This is a genomic window from Paenibacillus sp. 79R4 (genome assembly GCF_013393165.1).
Classification (GTDB): Bacteria; Bacillota; Bacilli; order Paenibacillales; family Paenibacillaceae; genus Fontibacillus.
The window spans coordinates 43,950-61,738 of sequence record NZ_QJOT01000003.1 but is presented as its reverse complement, the minus strand read 5'-3'; the positions used below and the strand labels follow the sequence as shown (position 1 = coordinate 61,738).

The following is a 17,789-nucleotide window of genomic DNA, read 5'->3' as shown; positions in this document are numbered from 1 at the left end:
AAAGGCAATCAGCGAGGCTAAAATAGCCTCGCTGATTGCCTTTTCATTACGCTTATTTCAATCTTTCGATCGCTCTGTCCATTTTGCGCTCAATGGCTTGCGGCCAGAATTGCAGTGAGGCATCGCCACCTCCTGCGGCTTCAAGCGCAGCGTAGACATCAATTTGCCCGTAACCGTAGTATTTGTCGTGGCCTGCGGTACCCAGATCGATTACATTTTTGCGGATGATATCCATCACTTCTGTATTCTTCAGCTCTGGATTAATAGAGCGGATCAACGCAGCCAGTGCCGTTACATGCGGGCATGCCATCGAAGTGCCGGATAAGGCCGCATACTGGTTGTCAGGATAGGTGCTGGCGATACTCTCGCCGGGAGCCATCACATCTACATAGTCACCGTAATTGGAGAAGGAGGCCTTCTTCAAATTGTAATCGGTCGCTGATACAGACAGAACTTCCGGGTAAGCCGCCGGATATCCGGGACGTTCAGTATTATCATTACCTGTTGCTGCAACAAGAACCACATCATGATCAAAAGCGTATTTAACCGCTTCATGCAGAAATTTCGCATCCGCGTAATTGCCCAGACTCATATTGATCACTTTAGCACCGTTATCAGTAGCCCAGATAATTCCCTGCGCAACAGAATAGGTCGTACCTGCACCGGACTTGTCCAACGCTTTTACCGGAAGTATTTTGCCGCTCCACATCATACCGGCAATGCCTTCGCTGTTGTTGGTATTGGCGGCGATGATGCCGGCGACATGCGTGCCATGTCCGACATCGTCTATCGGATCTTCATCGGGAGCGTCAACATTATAACCTTTCAGCAGCCGTCCCTTTAAATCGGGATGCTGCAAATCAACCCCCGTATCTACAACACCAACGATAACATCATTGGTTCCTTTGCTGAGCTTCCAGCCGCGTGTCGTATCGATAATCGGTAAATTCCATTGATATTCCGAGAATAACATGTCATTAGGAATTAGCGGTGTATCGTCCAGACTCGTCTCGTTGGTCATGTAGAGATAATGGGGTTCCACATAATCAGGCTGCCAATTTTTAAGGAAATAGTCTTTCAGTTCATTCATCGTCAGCTTATCGGAGCGGAAAATGTACGTGTTTACTATTTTTTGAGGCGGCTTACAGTGTAGATCATTCATAATTTTCTTACGGTCCTCGGTGCTTAGTCCATGTTTAAACGTAACGACGATCTCATTTTCATAATAGTGGCTCGCCTTTTCGTTATCATGCCCGGTTTTAACGGTAATGTCCCGCAAGGTGTCGGTCTCAACGGATTCGACCTTGTATTTGCCCTCCTTCGGATAAGGAATCAGACGGAGATTTTTATGCTGATGCTCTTTTACTTTTCCAAGGATACCTAAATCCATGACAGCGATCACTCCGTTGCCGCCCTGTTTTGCCGGCTCTGCCGTAATATAGAACTTCGGATCCTTCTGAGGAAAAGCCGGAGACTCGTAGGATTTGCCTTTCTGCAGCGATTTCTTGGCAAAGCTGATGTAGCTTGCTATCTGTTTTTGTTCCTCGGGATTCGCCTTATAATGCGCGGCGCGGATTTCCTTTGTCTTGCCGTTTGCACTGTCATACCAAAGGATGGATTTAAACTGTTGATGTCCCTTTTGCAGTTCGGTTACACGGGATTTCAGCTTGTCGGTATGAATTTTGCGCGAAGCCTCGGATAGCGCACGGAGATGCCCTTTGGTATCCATTCTGATCAGTCGCTCCGTTGCAGTCATATCCCGGTGCAGCATCATTTGCTTCAAGCGCTGCTCCTCCTTCGGTCCAGGCACCGGCTTCGTTTGTTCTGCAGCTTGTTGTGGGGCCTTCTCATTGAAGGGATACAGGCCGATCACGGTAGCGGCGGCGATCCCCGCAATGCCGACTAGTGCCCATCTGAACCATTTCATGTCATTGCCTCCTTAACGTTGTAGAAGTTGAATGATTTATTCAACTTATATGGCTGATTGGGATATGAATAGGTTGCTATGGAGCCTGTTTTTTTATTCCAAGACCGGGATCGAAAGCGTCAGCAATAGTCTGGTATCGTCCCCATGTTTTGTCTTGTTTTGTCAGCTATTTTGAAGGCATAACGAGCGGTACAGAGGGAACACTGATTCCGAGGTGATTAATCAATGACAAGCGGAAGTAAACCCATCGTAAAATGCAGTGTAGCCAATTGTGTTCATTGGGGAGAGAAAAATATTTGTCAGGCGGACAGCATTATGATCGATATCGACCAAAATGCGACTCGTCAGTACCATGCGGAATTCGCTGGCGAATCCTTCGATTCCGAGAATCAGACGACAGCCACAACATCATCTGCAACTTGCTGTCATACCTTTGAACCCAAGTCAACTTAAGTTTAACCATCTTATATCCCTAGGAGGTGCTGTAGAATGAATGATCAATTTAATGATGACAACCAGCATAATTATTATGGGGAAAGAAAACGTCTTGATTTTCCGCGTAGAGACCATTCAGAACATTCAGTAACTCATAACAACAACCATTCAGACAAGGAAGAATATGCTTCTGAAATATCTCCAACGGCCTCGGTGGGCCCGACAAATTGGGATACGACAGAACACCGCGATAATCGTTCGGAAGGTGCCGAGGCAGAACGAGCAGATACGGATGTTGCCGATAATAGCATTGGCCGTACTGTAGGTTATGTTGGGGTTGGTCTTGGCATTGCCTCGCTGTTCCTCTGGAGCATTGTACTTGGCCCGCTCGCTGCAGTATTAGGGTTCTATGCTTACAGTCAAGGAGCTAAGACCTCGGGAGGCTGGGCGATCGGCCTTGGCATAGTAGCTACACTTAGTTATTTCTTCCTGATCCCATTTACTCGCTGATTTTTGGTCTCAAGGCTGGCATCCTAATGATGTCAGCCTTTGCTATTTTTGGGCAAGCGACCGCTTGGCAAAGACTGAATTATGAAAAAGAGGTGGTCATGATTGCCAATCACGTGTAAAATATATACATATATCTTTTGTACAAGTAGGAGGAGCTAGCCGACATGCAAATTGATCCACGAACAATGGAACAGCTCATTTCGCTCCAAATGAAGAACAGTATTGATCTGCAAGGGAACAAGGCAGCAGATGCTTCCAGTGATATGGATGGTTCTTTGTTTGATATTTTGCTGCAGGAAATGATGATGGCTGATGGCAGCATTACGACAGATGACTATGAAGATCAAATTTCAAATATCGAAGCCCAACTGAACAATTATCTGAACCGTATCAATGGGCAAGTCTCTGACAGCCCGGATAGCTATAATATCGGTTCTATTACTGCGAATATTCCGATGTCTTCCGGTCAACCTATCTCTTCTTCCAAACGCGAGATCGCTGCGGATATTCAGCAATTAATTGCAGATGCCGCTCAGCGCTATGGCGTAGCTCCAAGCTTGATACAGGCTGTAATCGAGGCGGAGTCCTCCTTCAATCCGAAGGTGGTATCCTCTGCCGGAGCGAAGGGCTTGATGCAATTAATGGATGGAACCGCGCGTGGACTGGGGGTTACGGATTCATTCGATCCCGCTCAAAATATCGATGGCGGAACACGTTATCTGGCGAATCTGATCCGGCGTTTTGGCGGTAATGAGAGCACTGCGCTTGCTGCTTATAATGCGGGTCCAGGCCGCGTGCAGAGAGCCGGCATAAGCAATGATCAGGAACTGATGGACAAGCTTCATTTATTGCCGCGCGAGACGCAGAATTATGTGTTTAAAGTAATGAACGCTCGCAGCAAATATGAAGTTTAAACTTCCAGGATGTGGATGCTTGAATTTTATGAATTAGACGCCTGATTGCAGGGCTGATATATTAAGATAACGAGGGAAAAAACGCACCGGCCACTCCCGGAAATTTGCGTTTTTTCTTTTGGTCTTTTTTTCGGGTTGTATTATGATCAAATAGATGTGGCTACCGTTACAAGTTTATGTTTATAAGGATTTTTGAACTACCTCTAAAGAAACTGGGTGAAATCATGAAATATATGGATTACGCGGCTACGACTCCGCCGCATCCCGAGGTTGCTCGTACGATTGCTGAGGTCATAAACCTGCATTATGGGAATCCCTCGTCATTGCATATTTTAGGGGAGCAGAGCGAACAATTGCTTAAAAAGGCCCGTGAGGTTTGTGCTGGAGCGCTTCAGGTGAAGCCGTCGGAAATTATCATTACGTCGGGTGCTTCAGAGAGCAATAATGCGGCCATAAAGGGTGCCGCCCTGCAATTTATGAATCGGGGCAAGCATCTTATAACAACAGCCATTGAGCATCCCTCTGTATATGAATGCTGCAAGCAGCTTGAAGGCCTTGGTTGGGATGTAACCTATCTGCCGGTCGGCCATGAAGGGACTGTAACAGCGGAGCAGGTGTGCACCGCTGTTCAGGATGATACGGTGCTCGTCTCAATAATGCATGTCAATAACGAGACGGGAAGCATTAATCCGGTGGAGGAAATCGGCAAGCAGCTGAAAGAGCAGCATCCGCGTGTCTTATTCCATGTGGATGGCGTACAAGGATTTGGGAGACTGCCTTTGTCGCTTCAAGCTTCAGGCATTGATATGTACAGTTTGTCAGCGCATAAATTTAGAGGCCCCAAAGGAATCGGCCTGCTCTATGTCCGCGAAGGAATTAAGCTCCAGCCTTTGCTTGCCGGGGGGAGCCAGGAGGGCGGAAGAAGGGCCGGCACAGAGAATATCCCTTATATCGTGGGGATGGCCAAAGCGCTGAGATTAGCCAAAGAGGAACAAGCTCAGGTTCCGGAACGTTTGCGGCATCTTAGAAAGATTCTGATCGATGGAATTGCGGCCATCCCGAAATTGGTGCTAAATTCACCGTCTGATGGGGCACCGCATATCATTCATTTCTCTTGTCCCGGGATGAAGGCAGAGGCTATGCTGCACATGCTGGAGGAAGATGGATTTCTTGTATCGACACGTTCGGCCTGCTCTTCGAAGAAGACGGAGCCAAGCCGTATCCTTTTAGCTATGGGCAAAAGTATTGAAGAGGCGTCCTCAGGCATTCGTGTAAGTCTAGGTGCGGAACATACGGAACAGGATATAGAACAATTTCTGGTTGCCCTGCAAAGCGCGGTAACACGTCAGGAAGATTTGAAGGGGAGAGGCTAATGAATTTGGATTATGAAATGCTATTGCTCCGGTTCGGGGAGATTACGGTCAAGGGGAAGAACCGCTCAAGATTTGAGAAGGCGGCTCTGTCTCATGTAAAAGCATTACTTCGCGCCTTTCCGGGAACGGAAGCGATTCATGAATATGGAAGGATCTATGTCAGATTAAATGGCCAAGCTGCTGATCCGGTAATATCCTCATTAAAAAATATTTTTGGTCTGACCTCGATCAGCCCGGTAAAGGTATCGCCTTCCAAGCTGGAAGATATTGTGAGGATTGCCGTCGATTTTATAAAATCAATTCCGGCGGACAAGTATAACACTTTTAAGGTGCATGGACGCCGCGTCTTTAAGGGTTTCCCACATTCTTCACAAGAACTGAATCATTTGGTGGGCGGTCCTGTACTCAGCGCGTGTCCACATTTGAAGGTAGATGTTCATAACCCGGATCTGGAATTGAGAGTGGAAGTTCGTGAGCGCGTAACTTACCTGTTCTGTGAAGTGATTCCCGCAGCTGGCGGCTTCCCGCTCGGAACGAACGGGAAGGCAATGATGCTGCTCTCCGGCGGAATCGATAGCCCGGTAGCCGGTTACTCGGCTATGCGCCGTGGCCTGGAAATCGAATGTGTACATTTCCACAGCTATCCTTACACGAGCAAGAAGGCGGAGGAGAAGGTCATTGAATTAGCGCAGGTGCTGTCCGGCTTTTCCGGAAGAATCAAGGTCCATCTCGTTCCGTTCACAGATATTCAGACCTCCTTGGCCAAGACTGGGCAGGACAACCTGATTATCACGCTGATGAGAAGATCTATGCTGCGCATTGCTACGAAGCTTGCGGAGAAGAACGGGGCACTGGCCTTGGTTACGGGCGACAGCCTCGGCCAAGTGGCAAGCCAGACGCTGGCCAGCATGAATGTCATCGGCAAGGTGACAGACCTTCCCCTGCTGCGACCGCTTGTTATGATGGACAAAGAAGATATTATTTCCATGGCGAAGAAGATTGGTACTTATGATATATCGATTTTGCCTTATGAGGATTGCTGTACTCTATTCGTTCCCAAATCACCGGCAACAAATCCGAATCTGCGGATTGTTGAGCATATCGAGAAGGGGTTAACCGAGCTTGATCAGATGATCGAAGCGGCTGTAGAGAATACGGAGTCAGTCATCGTTAAGCCTCATGTCATTATTCGAAAGAATCAAAAGGACGAGCCGGAAGTTGTCCAAGAGCAGTGGTTCTAAGAGGGGAAGTTCAAGAAGCCTGCTATTGATAAGAGAACCTGATCGGGGTCAATTTGAACGCTCATTAATTTATTAATTGATAACCATCTAAAGACGAATAAAAAACGGAATCCAGCCGCTAATCTGCGGATCAGGATTCCGTTTCTTGTTGGATTACATTTGTTCTCTCGGGGTTTGCCTTCTGTTCTTGGATGCTGCAGATTTCTTACGATATCCTCCATACAGGATAACGATAATTGCGATGGCAATCAGCAGGTAACGTAAGATGGGCTTGTCCTCGAAGAAGGGAAGAAAATGAGGCTCCTCTGTAATCATTTTGGCAGCTGTATAGGCGAGCACGCCGGCTCCTAAATATACGATCCAGGGAAAACGGTCTAAGAGCTTGATAAAGAGCGTGCTTCCCCAGACCACGATCGGAACGCTAATCAGCAGTCCGATGACGACGAGGATCATATGCTGACCGGCTGCGCCTGCCACGGCGATCACATTATCCAGGCCCATAGCTGCGTCGGCAATAATAATGGTGCGTACCGCCGCCCACAATGAGTCCTTGGCTTCAATGGAGTCATGAGAGCCGTCATCCGTCAGTACCTTATAGGCGATAAAGAGCAGCAAACCCCCTCCGATAGCCAGCAGCCAAGGGATTCTCAGCAGCCATACGACAAGCAGCGTCGCGATAATACGCAGGACCAAGGCACCGCCGGTTCCATAGATGATGGCCTTTTTCTGCACGTTATGAGGCAGCCTTCTGGCTGCCATGCCAATGACAATCGCATTATCACCGGCAAGAATTAAATCGATGAATACGATGTTGATTAGCGAGAGAAAAAATGATGCGCTTATCCATTCCACAATGGTCACTTCCTCTAAAGATGTATATACGTATTAATTCATTGAAAGGATTCATTTGTAAAGCGGATTTTTGAAACAGGCATAGCTTGGCTCTTTTTCTCATACAAGTTGTAAGGGAGGGGTGAGCCGTGGAACAGATCATTTTATTGTCAGAAATATTAATTATTAATCTTGTCCTCAGCGGCGACAATGCAGTTGTCATAGCGATGGCCAGCAGAGATTTGCCCAAAAAACAACGAAAACAGGCCATTTGGTGGGGGGCCTTGGGTGCAGTGTTGCTGCGCTGTATTATGACGTGGGTCGCTGTAGTATTATTGAAAATCCCATTTATCCAGGCCATCGGTGCGATTTTGCTTATTGGAATTGCCTTTAAATTACTAATGCCGCATGAGGAATCCGACCGTTCGGGCAATTCTGCTACTATCTGGAAAGCGATTCAGACGATTCTGATCGCAGATTTTGTAATGAGCCTGGATAATGTGCTTGCGATCGCGGCACTGGCCAATGGGGATTTGGCTATATTAGTCATCGGTATCGCGATTAGCATTCCCATTGTCGTCTGGGGCAGCAGTGCCATCTCAGTGCTGCTTCATAAATTGCCGGTCCTAATTTATTTGGGAGCTGGCATCTTAGGATATACTGCCGGCGGAATGCTCATTCATGATCCGAAGTTCGGAACACTTCTCAAGGCTCTTATACCCGGCCTCACGGGCATATTGCCGATATTGCTGGCAGGGCTGGTCATAATGTCCGGCTTGTTATTCAAATTAAAAGCACACCGCCAATAATATAGAAGACGGGCTGGAGCCACTCTTGAAATTGTGAAGAGTGGTTTTTTATGCCGAATTCATATAAACTTGAGATAAAGAGGTGTCGTACTTTGCTGCGGCATGTCCCTCATTGTCATCTGGAAGGTGTGTGATCTAATGTCCGATAACAACAAGCTGACGACTGGTATTCTGATTCTATCCGCCGGAATCGTCATCCTGCTAGGAAAGCTGGGTGTATTTAGTTTTCTGGGCAAGGCGCTCTGGCCTCTACTTCTCCTGATACCGGGCATCCTGCTGCATATGTGGTATTTTTGGAGGAAAGGTCCTGTAGAGCTGCTTGTACCTGGCGGGATTTTGGTAGTATACAGCATCATTTTCTTCATCGGCAACTTTGGCGGCTGGCAGACGTTGAAGCATACCTGGCCGGCTTTCCTGCTTGGTATTGCTGTCGGATTGTTCGAATATGGGTATATCTCACCTCAGCGACAGCAAGGGGTATTGGCTGCAGCTCTGATCGTTGGTATCTTGTCGGTAGTTCTGCTGGGCTGGACGCTGTTTACCTGGTCCATTGTCTATCTGTTGGCGATCATACTGATCATCGCAGGTATCGTCCTGATCCTTATGCGCGGAAAAAACCGTCGCGGGTGGTAAAGTAAGGATAGTTCTTGATTTTTTGAGCCTTTTGCGTATAATATAAGGGATGGTCAAGCGTCGGTCTTATTTGCCCGACGCTTGTTTTGTGGTTCTGTTTTCAGCTTGGTTCCAGGAATTGGTTGTCTGCCTGTCATGATGAGTCACACATTATGATCTGAATGGACAATTTAATCAGATACAGAAACGAAAGGATATGGAGAAAAACTATGCATGAAAGAAATAACATTCGCAACATTGCGATTATTGCTCACGTAGACCACGGTAAGACGACGCTTGTAGATAAACTGCTGCAGCAGTCCGGTATTTTTAGAGAACATGAGTCAGTACAGGAACGCGCGATGGACTCCAATGATATTGAACGGGAACGCGGGATTACGATTTTGGCCAAGAATACAGCCATTACGTATAAGGATTATTTGATCAATATCGTGGACACCCCAGGGCATGCTGACTTCGGCGGAGAAGTAGAACGGATCATGAAGATGGTTGATGGTGTTCTGCTTGTCGTTGACGCTTATGAAGGATGTATGCCGCAAACGAAATTTGTGCTTCGCAAAGCGCTTGAGCATAATCTGACTCCAATTGTTGTAGTAAATAAAATCGACCGCCCGGCAGCCCGTCCGGCCGAAGTCATCGATGAGGTATTGGACCTGTTCATCGAGCTTGAGGCAACTGATGAGCAGCTGGAATTCCCCGTTGTATATGCATCTGCTCTTAACGGCACATCCAGTTTGGACCCTAAGCACCAAGATGATAACATGCTTGCTCTTTATGAGACGATCATTGATCATATCCCAGCCCCAACCGAAAAAGTGGACGAACCTTTGCAATATCTTGTAACACTGATGGACTATAATGAATATCTCGGACGCATTGCGATCGGCCGTGTAAACCGCGGGATTATTCGCCAAGGCCAATCCGTAGCGGTAATGATGCGCGATGGCAGCAAGAAGATAGCACGGATCGAGAAATTGTTCGGCTTCCAAGGCTTGCGCCGTGTGGAAATCGATGAAGCTGGAGCAGGGGATATCGTTGCGATTGCCGGTATCAAAGACATCAATATCGGCGAGACGATTGCAGATCCGAACCAGCCTGAGGCACTGCCAGTGCTCAAAATTGATGAACCTACACTGCAAATGACTTTCCTGGTTAACAATAGTCCATTCGCCGGACGTGAAGGCAAGTGGGTTACTTCCCGCAAGCTTCGCGAGCGTCTGTTCAAGGAATTAGAGACTGATGTATCGCTTCGTGTGGACGAAACGGATAGCCCTGATGCTTTTATCGTCTCCGGACGCGGTGAACTGCACCTTGGCATTCTGATCGAAAATATGCGCAGAGAAGGCTATGAACTGCAAGTATCGAAGCCAGAGGTCATCGTTAAGGTCATCGACGGCGTCAAAATGGAGCCGATCGAACGTCTTATGATTGATGTTCCTGAGGAGAGCATGGGTGCGGTTATGGAAAGCCTGGGCTCCCGTAAAGCTGAAATGGTGAACATGATCAATAGCGGCAACGGTCAAGTTCGTCTGGAATTCTTGATCCCGGCCCGCGGCCTGATTGGGTATACCACGAATTTCATGACTTTGACCCGCGGTTATGGCGTGATGAACCATGCCTATGACAGCTATGGCCCATTCGTTGGCGGTCAAGTTGGCGGACGTCATGAAGGAGTGCTTGTATCCAGCGAGAATGGTGTATCGACAATGTACGGTATCCTGGGGATTGAGGACCGTGGCATCCTGTTTGTTGAGCCGGGAGCTGAAATCTACGAAGGTATGATCGTCGGGGAGCATAACCGTGATAACGATATCGTTGTCAACATTTGCAGAGAGAAGCAATTAACGAACGTCCGCTCGGCGACGAAGGACGAGACTGTAAAAATGAAAACACCTCGTTTATTCTCACTGGAGCAAGCGCTGGAATATTTGAATGATGATGAATATTGTGAAGTTACGCCGAAATCGATTCGTCTTCGCAAGAAGATTCTGAACAAAGGCGAACGTGAAAGAGCTGAAAAACATCGCAAAATGTCCGAAGCTAATCTATAATGGGAATATATTCATTTTGATGTGAAGCGAAGGAGGGGCTGGCCTTGCAGGCTTGGTTCGCGCAAAACCCGGTCATTTCGTATATTTTGATTTATGTGCTTATCATCTTTGTATACAACAAGGTGTTTCGTAGCCAGCAGAAGCTGCCGCTTCTGAAGGAGATCATTTTATATCTTTTAATGGCAATCGGCTCGTTCCTCCTGCTCATTTTTCAGATCGACAAGCTGCCGATTATTCAATGTCTGCTCGTCGCTGTCGTACTGATGCTGATGGTGCGAATTCGTTATTTTGTTGAAGGAAGACGCAATAAAAAACAGAAATCGATACCTGCGGCTGGTGAGCAGAGCGAGTAGTATACGTTAGTTGTGTGAAATTTACGTGGAAACTTTATTGCCTTCTCATTCGTATACTCTATGTGACAACATAATCCAGATGAAAAGGTTTTGATTCTATGAGTTCTTACAACAAAGGTCTGCCACCTCGGGATGATCGTTCCAAGCGTTCTTCCGCCAAAGGATCAAAGAAGCCCAAAAAGAAATCTGGTGGCAAAACCTTTAATAAGGTAATATTGACGATTCTTATTGTCGCGGTGCTTGGAGCGGGTGGGTATGCAGGTTATTTGATGCTCACTCTTAATGATACGATCAACAAGACAGGGACTTCAGGCAAAGTGGCTGCGGAGAATTCCGCCAAAGTCAAACCCATTGCCATGCTGTTGTTGGGTACGGATTATCGTCCAGAGACCGGAACTCATCTCAGCGATGTTATAATGGTGATTGCCATGAATCCGAAGACAAAATCGGCTACCATTGTGTCATTACCTCGTGATACTAGGTTCCAAATGAAGGGTTACAGGACGAACAAGCTTAATTCGTTCTACCCCAAATTTCTGGTTGCGGAGAAGAAGTCAGGCATATCGGCCAAGGAAGAAATGAAGACGATGCTTAGCAAGTATATGGATCTTCCGTTGGATTATACAACTGTGCTTAATTTTCAGGGCTTTCGTGATGTCGTTGATGCTTTGGGCGGTGTTGATGTAAATGTCGATGCCAATATGTGCTATGTGGACAATGCGGATGGCACCAATATCAATCTGCAGCAGGGGGCCCAGCATCTGAACGGTGACAAGGCGCTGGATTACGTTCGTTATCGGAAATCGAACTGCAAACCGAAGACGAAACCTTCGAATGATTTTGAGCGCAATCAGCGGCAAAATGAAGTGCTTCATGCTCTGATTGATCAAACCAAGTCTTTAAATGGCGTCATCGGTGCAGGGAAAGCGATTGAATCAATAGGCGATAATATGACGACGGACCTGGAAGCAGAGCAGATTAAAAACATCATTGCCGCTTACTGGAGCATTTCCAAGGAGAATGTAACATTTATGCCCGTGACGGGCGAATGGAAGAGCCCTTATGTCTACATTAATGACAGTGAGTTGAATAAGGCGAAGCAGGCCTTAAAGGACGAGCTTGCCGGAACGAAGCCGCAATCTGAGGGGCAGGAGAATCAGTCGGGCAAGTGATCGATTGAAGGCAAGTTTTGTGTCATGGTATAATACAAATAGATAGTGGGGATTAGTCTTCTTAGTCCCCGGCTTCCTTCTCGGTGCTGAAAACCGGACTTGTTGAAACGTACTTTAAGTATGATCAGGGGGGGCTGGCGTTAATGTCCGAACTCGTTACACAATTATCCGAGCCATTATTCAATGCATTCCAGTCCGAAATGTTCGTTCTGCTCAGTACAGTGGATGTGGAGACGGGAGGGCCGACTTCAAGTGCGATCTCCTGGATTTATGCATTGAATCCCTCCACCCTCCGTTTTGCGGTGGACCACAGATCAAGGCTTGTCAACAATGTGAAGACTCACCCAAGGATTACAGTAACTGTGTTTGGCACGGAGACCATTTATGCGATTAATGGTGTTGCCGATGTAGCGCAGGACCCTCTTGAGGGGGTTCCTTTCAAAATGTGCTGTTTCGACATGAAGATCGACGCGGTACGGAACGCTTTGTTCTATGGCGCTCAGCTTGCGTCAACACCGACCTACAGCAAGGTGTACGATCAGCGTGCTATGGAGAAATTGGACAATCAAGTATTTGCTGCAATGAAAAAAGCCTAGCGAATTTAATTCGCCGGGCTTTTTTTCATCTGGGACGACCTACTATTTACTGCCAGAGGTACCGGAAGTGTGATTTTTCGACTTTACCTTGCTTTTTTCTTGTTTTGCGGGTTGATGATGGCCTTGCTTGGATGGAACACTCTTGGTACGCGGATGGGTATCGCTTGACATTTGCGGAACTATTCGTCCGATAATATCGGCCATTTCTGTCGCAAAGCCGGAGATGGGATGACCTGCTGAAACCTTCTTGCCAATTTCAGAGATGCGATGGCTGAGGTCCATATCGGCCGTGACGATGGCTCCGGTACCCTGTGGATCTTTACGCAAAGCTTCGGCAACCGTGTACTTGATTCCGCCGACGCGGGCGCGTTCGAGATTTCCGTCAACATCGATACCAACGACAGCTGTCTTACCCATGATGACACAGTGGGCGCCTTTGACACCGGGAACCTTTTTGGCTAGCGATTCCAAATGGGCTTGTCGACTTTTTTGATCATTCTTGCCAGTTGCTGTGGCGTTTGTGTTTTGCTTCTGCGCTGACTTGCCCGTTGTATTGCCTGTGTTATTACCTGTTTTATTGCTTAGACCCTTGGGACCCTGTCCCTTAACATTTTGCGTCCGGGTGGTCTTTTCCGCTGGAGTCTGTTGAGAGGGTGATGCCTTTTTAGATGCTGTTTGGCAGCTAGTTAGCAGTGAGGCCGTTAATAATAAACACAGCCAAATTCGCATGATTTGATCCGTCCTTTCGGAAATGATCTCTTGCCAGATAGGATTCCAGCTTGGTATCTATAACATTTCCCGGACAATAAAAAATATGTATCAAATAAGAGTTCAAAAAGTTCACTTTCAGCACCGAGAAGGTTGGATGAAGCTAGGGCATGAGGAGCGGAGCGTACGTAGTTGGTACGTGAGCACCGGAGGACCCGGGTGAATTCAAGATTCGATGCCGAGATGCTTTATGATATACATCGTGATCAAAGTGGACTTTTTGAACCACAATACGAATTTGAAGCTGTAAAGACTGCGGTGGAGGGGATATCCGTGAAAAAGATCTTTGTATTGGATACGAATGTTTTGCTGCATGATCCGAACGCTATCTTTGCCTTTGAAGAGCATGTAGTTGTGATTCCGGCGGTCGTGCTGGAGGAAATCGATTCGAAGAAACGCAATGCGGATGAGATCGGACGAAATGCACGCGGAGTATCCAGGCTGCTCGATGGCCTGCGGGAGCAGGGACATTTACATGATGGGGTCGTGTTAGAACATGGCGGCGTCATTAAAGTGGAGATGAATCACCGCAGCTTTGCCAAAGTACAAGAGATGTTTGGTGAGATCAGCAACGATAACCGCATTTTGGCGGTCGCTCTCAACTATCATCTGGAAGAAGCGGAGAAGCCGGAGCCAAGCCCGGTCATTATCGTCAGTAAGGATGTGCTGGTGAGAATTAAGGCCGACGTTCTCGGCTTGATTGCAGAGGACTATCTTACCGGCCGAACCGTGGATCCAAGTGAAATGTACCCGGGTTATTTGTCCATACAGGTCCACCCCTCCGTCATCGATGAGTTTTATACCTTCCGTTCATTGCCTGTAAAATCGCTGGGATTATCCTATTCTCTATATCCGCATGAATTTATTATCATGAAGGATGAGATGGGAAGGGGAAAGTCAGCGCTTCTCAAAGTGAATGAGGATGCCAGCCGACTTGAGCCTTTGTATCTCAGCAATGATCCTGTATGGGGAATCAGCGCACGTAACGCACAGCAGAGAATGGCTCTCGAATTGCTGCTGAATGATGATATTCCACTGGTCACCATTACAGGCAAGGCGGGAACGGGAAAGACATTGCTAGCGCTGGCAGCTGGGTTATTGAAGGTGGAAGATGAGCACAAGTACAAGAAGCTGCTGATCGCTCGTCCCGTTGTTCCGATGGGAAAAGATATCGGCTATTTGCCTGGGGAGAAGGAAGAGAAGCTCCGGCCCTGGATGCAGCCGATTTATGATAACTTGGAATATCTGTTCAATACAAAGAAATCCGGAGATATCGATAAGATTCTGATGGGACTCGGAAGTATCCAGGTTGAGGCGCTTACGTATATCCGCGGACGCTCTATTCCCGGGCAGTTTATTATTATTGACGAAGCACAGAATCTGTCGCAGCATGAAGTGAAGACGATCGTCTCAAGAGTTGGCGAAGGCAGCAAGATTATCCTCGTCGGCGATCCGGAACAGATCGATCATCCTTATCTGGATTCGGCCAGCAACGGTCTCACCTATCTGGTTGAACATTTTAGAGAGCAAGCTCTAAGCGGGCATATCATGCTGGAGAAAGGGGAGCGTTCCAAGCTGGCCCAGTTGGCGGCGGATCTATTGTAGGAGCCGGTTATTCTTAAAGAAAACAGATTAAATAACCATTAATTTACACCGGATAACTCCGGTGTTTTTTATTATGAGAATTTAGGGACAAGGTACTAGAGAGTTTGATACAATAGAGATTAGTTGATTGATTAAATTGGATTCCTATGTTTTGATGGTTGAAACGTTGGAGGGGAAGAACGGGTATGAAGCGAAGAAACCATTGGGTACTTTTTGCACTCCTGCTGCTCGCCTTGATTAACTTGTCACCGACCGAGAAGTCTACGATGGTAGGTCCCAAGGATCAAGACAGAACAACAGAGCCGGTAATACCTCCAAGTCAGGAGAAGGTTAAAGACAACGGTCGGATTAAAGTGGCAGTACGTCTGCCGGAGTCAGAATTCAATGAACTAAAGGCGATGAACGATGCATTTAAGAAGGAGCATTCCACTGAAGTTGAACTGGTCAATGTACCAGTAGAAGAGAATTATGGTTCCTTGCAGCAGCAGTTCGAGCTTGGTGTATCTCCCGACGTCGTCTTGTTGGACAATGTCTGGGTTCGCCGATATGCGGCAGGCGGGTTTCTGCTCCCGACGGAAAGCTATTATTCCGGCTCTTTGACTGGCGAAGTGTTAAGCGCTTCCTTGGCGCAGGATGAGTGGAACGGCTACGTCTGGGGCGTGCCGCTTGATGCCGATCCTTATGTCTGGGTATATGATGCTGAACGGTTAAAAGAAATCGGCCATCCCTTCCCTTCGACAGCGGAGGAATGGCAAGCGCTGATTGAAGCCTGGAATGAATTTAATTCTCCGGCTTATTTGCTGGGGCTGGATTATAATGATCCTTATGCGGTCATGTCATTGTTATGGCAACTGGGCGCCAAAGGTCAAGGCAAGCAGGAATCGGCCGAGACGTTTTTTAATAAGAAGGGCTTGACCGAAGCGGTTCCACTCTTGGAGCAGCTCCAGCCTTATATGATAAATATCAGTGATGATGAGAGCAATGATCAATGGATTGGCAGTAATCGCCAAGGTGCATTGATTATGCTTATTCCTTCTACGGAAGCGAGGAAGTATCCTTATCGAGGGAAAAAGCTCTTTTTTCCAGAGCCTACGGAATCAGGCAATAAAATGTGGATCGCTGGCAGAAGTTTCGTGGTAACAGCCCGGTCTGCGAATCGGGATGCAGCAGGGCTATGGATTTCCGCAATGACCTCGCAAATCCAGCAGCGTCAATGGCATGAGAAAACAGGTCATTTGCCTGCGCTCAAAACCTTATACTATCAGGCGGTGAGATCTGGATTACCGGATTGGATAACGGCTTCCTTCGTGAAGGGACAGGGAATCTCCCAGCCGGCAACGGCCAAGCTTCCCGAGCTGATGCAGCAACTGCAGAAGGACTCATGGTCTTTCCTCCATAGTGAAATCTCTGCCAAACAGTATGTGAAGCAATTGGATGCGCTGAATCCCTAGGACCGAACCGCATTAATTGCGTGATTTTAACGATAGTTTGAGTGTAATCATAAGTTCGTTTTCGCTGATCGAGACATCTGTCGCTTCAATAAAGGGAACGAGCTGCTGCGGATAAAAGCCAAGATCGAATTCATCTTCCAACTCGCTTCTTGTAGTGTCCGGCAGCTCAAACCCATTAAATACAAGCTTATCAATATGAAAAACCAGGGCGTTTTGCGGATGATTTTCTATCGTATAATGTCCTTCCACCGATAATTCAAGTCCCTCTTTGCTGCCTTGTACGATCATGCGCTGCTCCGTGAACCGGAACGTCATATCGCCTAGCAGCTTATTTTTATTTCTAAGAAATTGATTGAGTTCTTTCTCTCGAATAGCAAGTATATAACCTCCTTTAATTGAAGTGAGGCTGTCTCCGTAATCTTTCAAATAGTCTGAAAAATTAGCCATCGCCTGTGACAGGGCCTTGAAATAACGCCTTACTTCATGCAGTCCGACATTCTGCCAATAGCTTGTTAATTCCTGAATCATTTGTCGCAGCTTTTCGGGATCAGCGCTGGAGCTTATGGAACTTTCCACACTTTGCTGAAGTGCGACCAATCGTTGCCGTTGTCGCAGCAACCGCTGCTTTATACTCTCCAATTCCCGGCTAGTTTGATCCAGACTTTCCCTTGCTTCTCTAAGAGCGATGTATTCTTGCTGATATGTATGAAGGATATCCTGGTTCCGTTCTGAAATGAGCTGGTAGTAATCCCATATTGTAAAAAAATCGCTTAAGCTGTTAACGGATAACAGCGCGGTGAGCAGAGTTTCTCGCTCTCCCATATAGTAGGCGGCGATTACTTTACCGGCACGTTCGCGGCTGCTTTCGATTTGGCTGCTTTTATCGGCGATCTGCTTCGTCAACTCGGCAGCCTCTCGTTCGGCGTCTTGCTGCTGCAGCGTAACTTTACTAATATCCCGATCGATCTCCACGATGGACAGGCTTTGTTCCATAATCTTCTGGTCTTCCTCCGAGATGGGAGCGGCATAAGCAGCGCCCTGCAGCAGAGGAATGGTTGCAAGAGTGATTGAGATACATAGCGCAGCAATGGCTCTGTGCAAGCGATTCTTCAGCTTCAAT

Annotated in this window: 17 protein-coding genes; 13 read left to right on the top strand and 4 right to left on the bottom strand. The window is 47.3% G+C overall.

Features of this window, described 5'->3' with window-relative positions:
- Nucleotides 1-52 precede the first annotated feature (52 nt).
- Entirely contained in the window at nt 53-1,927 is a 1,875-nt protein-coding gene (locus DMN77_RS04390; RefSeq protein ID WP_179013718.1) for a S8 family peptidase, read from the bottom strand.
- Between the two features lie 225 nt (nt 1,928-2,152).
- On the opposite strand from DMN77_RS04390, the gene DMN77_RS04385 reads away from it, so the two are divergent.
- The 5 genes from DMN77_RS04385 (at nt 2,153) to thiI (ending at nt 6,400) form a co-directional block, all read left to right on the top strand.
- Nucleotides 2,153-2,380 carry a DUF1540 domain-containing protein gene (locus DMN77_RS04385; RefSeq protein WP_082790170.1) on the top strand — a complete coding sequence of 76 codons (228 nt, stop codon included), beginning with the start codon at nt 2,153-2,155 and terminating at the stop codon, nt 2,378-2,380.
- Between the two features lie 36 nt (nt 2,381-2,416).
- Nucleotides 2,417-2,872, top strand: a complete 456-nt coding sequence (locus tag DMN77_RS04380; RefSeq protein WP_068782077.1) for a hypothetical protein — start codon at nt 2,417-2,419, stop codon at nt 2,870-2,872.
- Between the two features lie 164 nt (nt 2,873-3,036).
- Nucleotides 3,037-3,786 carry a lytic transglycosylase domain-containing protein gene (locus tag DMN77_RS04375; protein WP_179013717.1) on the top strand — a complete coding sequence of 250 codons (750 nt, stop codon included), beginning with the start codon at nt 3,037-3,039 and terminating at the stop codon, nt 3,784-3,786.
- A 224-nt stretch (nt 3,787-4,010) separates the two neighbouring features.
- Complete coding sequence (locus tag DMN77_RS04370) at nt 4,011-5,159, top strand: cysteine desulfurase family protein (protein WP_179013715.1); 1,149 nt, start codon at nt 4,011-4,013, stop codon at nt 5,157-5,159.
- A 5-nt stretch (nt 5,160-5,164) separates the two neighbouring features.
- Nucleotides 5,165-6,400 (top strand): tRNA uracil 4-sulfurtransferase ThiI, encoded by a 1,236-nt coding sequence (gene thiI / locus DMN77_RS04365; RefSeq protein WP_179013963.1) that lies wholly within the window; start codon nt 5,165-5,167, stop codon nt 6,398-6,400.
- 153 nt (nt 6,401-6,553) lie between these two features.
- Here thiI and DMN77_RS04360 read toward each other — a convergent pair whose 3' ends face one another.
- Nucleotides 6,554-7,252 (bottom strand): TerC family protein, encoded by a 699-nt coding sequence (locus DMN77_RS04360; protein WP_179013713.1) that lies wholly within the window; start codon nt 7,250-7,252, stop codon nt 6,554-6,556.
- Nucleotides 7,253-7,380: 128 nt separating this feature from the next.
- Between DMN77_RS04360 and DMN77_RS04355 the strand changes: the two genes are divergently transcribed.
- The 6 genes from DMN77_RS04355 to DMN77_RS04330 all read left to right on the top strand — a co-directional run bounded on the left by DMN77_RS04355 (nt 7,381) and on the right by DMN77_RS04330 (nt 12,845).
- Nucleotides 7,381-8,040, top strand: coding sequence for a TerC family protein (locus DMN77_RS04355; protein WP_179013711.1), 660 nt, complete (start codon nt 7,381-7,383; stop codon nt 8,038-8,040).
- A gap of 138 nt (nt 8,041-8,178) precedes the next feature.
- Nucleotides 8,179-8,673, top strand: coding sequence for a hypothetical protein (locus tag DMN77_RS04350; protein WP_068782072.1), 495 nt, complete (start codon nt 8,179-8,181; stop codon nt 8,671-8,673).
- 209 nt (nt 8,674-8,882) lie between these two features.
- Entirely contained in the window at nt 8,883-10,724 is a 1,842-nt protein-coding gene (typA, locus tag DMN77_RS04345) for a translational GTPase TypA (protein WP_068782071.1), read from the top strand.
- 44 nt (nt 10,725-10,768) lie between these two features.
- The gene (locus DMN77_RS04340; RefSeq protein ID WP_068782070.1) at nt 10,769-11,077 is read left to right on the top strand and encodes a YlaH-like family protein; all 309 of its coding nucleotides are present in this window, start codon (nt 10,769-10,771) and stop codon (nt 11,075-11,077) included.
- Nucleotides 11,078-11,175: 98 nt separating this feature from the next.
- Nucleotides 11,176-12,249 (top strand): LCP family protein, encoded by a 1,074-nt coding sequence (locus tag DMN77_RS04335; RefSeq protein ID WP_179013710.1) that lies wholly within the window; start codon nt 11,176-11,178, stop codon nt 12,247-12,249.
- Nucleotides 12,250-12,392: 143 nt separating this feature from the next.
- Nucleotides 12,393-12,845 (top strand): pyridoxamine 5'-phosphate oxidase family protein, encoded by a 453-nt coding sequence (locus DMN77_RS04330; protein WP_179013708.1) that lies wholly within the window; start codon nt 12,393-12,395, stop codon nt 12,843-12,845.
- A 42-nt stretch (nt 12,846-12,887) separates the two neighbouring features.
- On the opposite strand, the gene DMN77_RS04325 is transcribed toward DMN77_RS04330, so the two are convergent.
- Nucleotides 12,888-13,574 carry a YhcN/YlaJ family sporulation lipoprotein gene (locus DMN77_RS04325; protein WP_179013707.1) on the bottom strand — a complete coding sequence of 229 codons (687 nt, stop codon included), beginning with the start codon at nt 13,572-13,574 and terminating at the stop codon, nt 12,888-12,890.
- A 312-nt stretch (nt 13,575-13,886) separates the two neighbouring features.
- Here DMN77_RS04325 and DMN77_RS04320 point away from each other — a divergent pair, with 312 nt between their 5' ends.
- A complete protein-coding gene (locus DMN77_RS04320) occupies nt 13,887-15,218 on the top strand; it encodes a PhoH family protein (RefSeq protein ID WP_068782525.1) in 1,332 nt (443 codons plus the stop codon).
- 185 nt (nt 15,219-15,403) lie between these two features.
- Nucleotides 15,404-16,669 (top strand): extracellular solute-binding protein, encoded by a 1,266-nt coding sequence (locus DMN77_RS04315; RefSeq protein WP_179013705.1) that lies wholly within the window; start codon nt 15,404-15,406, stop codon nt 16,667-16,669.
- A 12-nt stretch (nt 16,670-16,681) separates the two neighbouring features.
- Here DMN77_RS04315 and DMN77_RS04310 read toward each other — a convergent pair whose 3' ends face one another.
- Complete coding sequence (locus DMN77_RS04310) at nt 16,682-17,788, bottom strand: coiled-coil domain-containing protein (protein WP_256872233.1); 1,107 nt, start codon at nt 17,786-17,788, stop codon at nt 16,682-16,684.
- Nucleotide 17,789 lies beyond the last annotated feature (1 nt).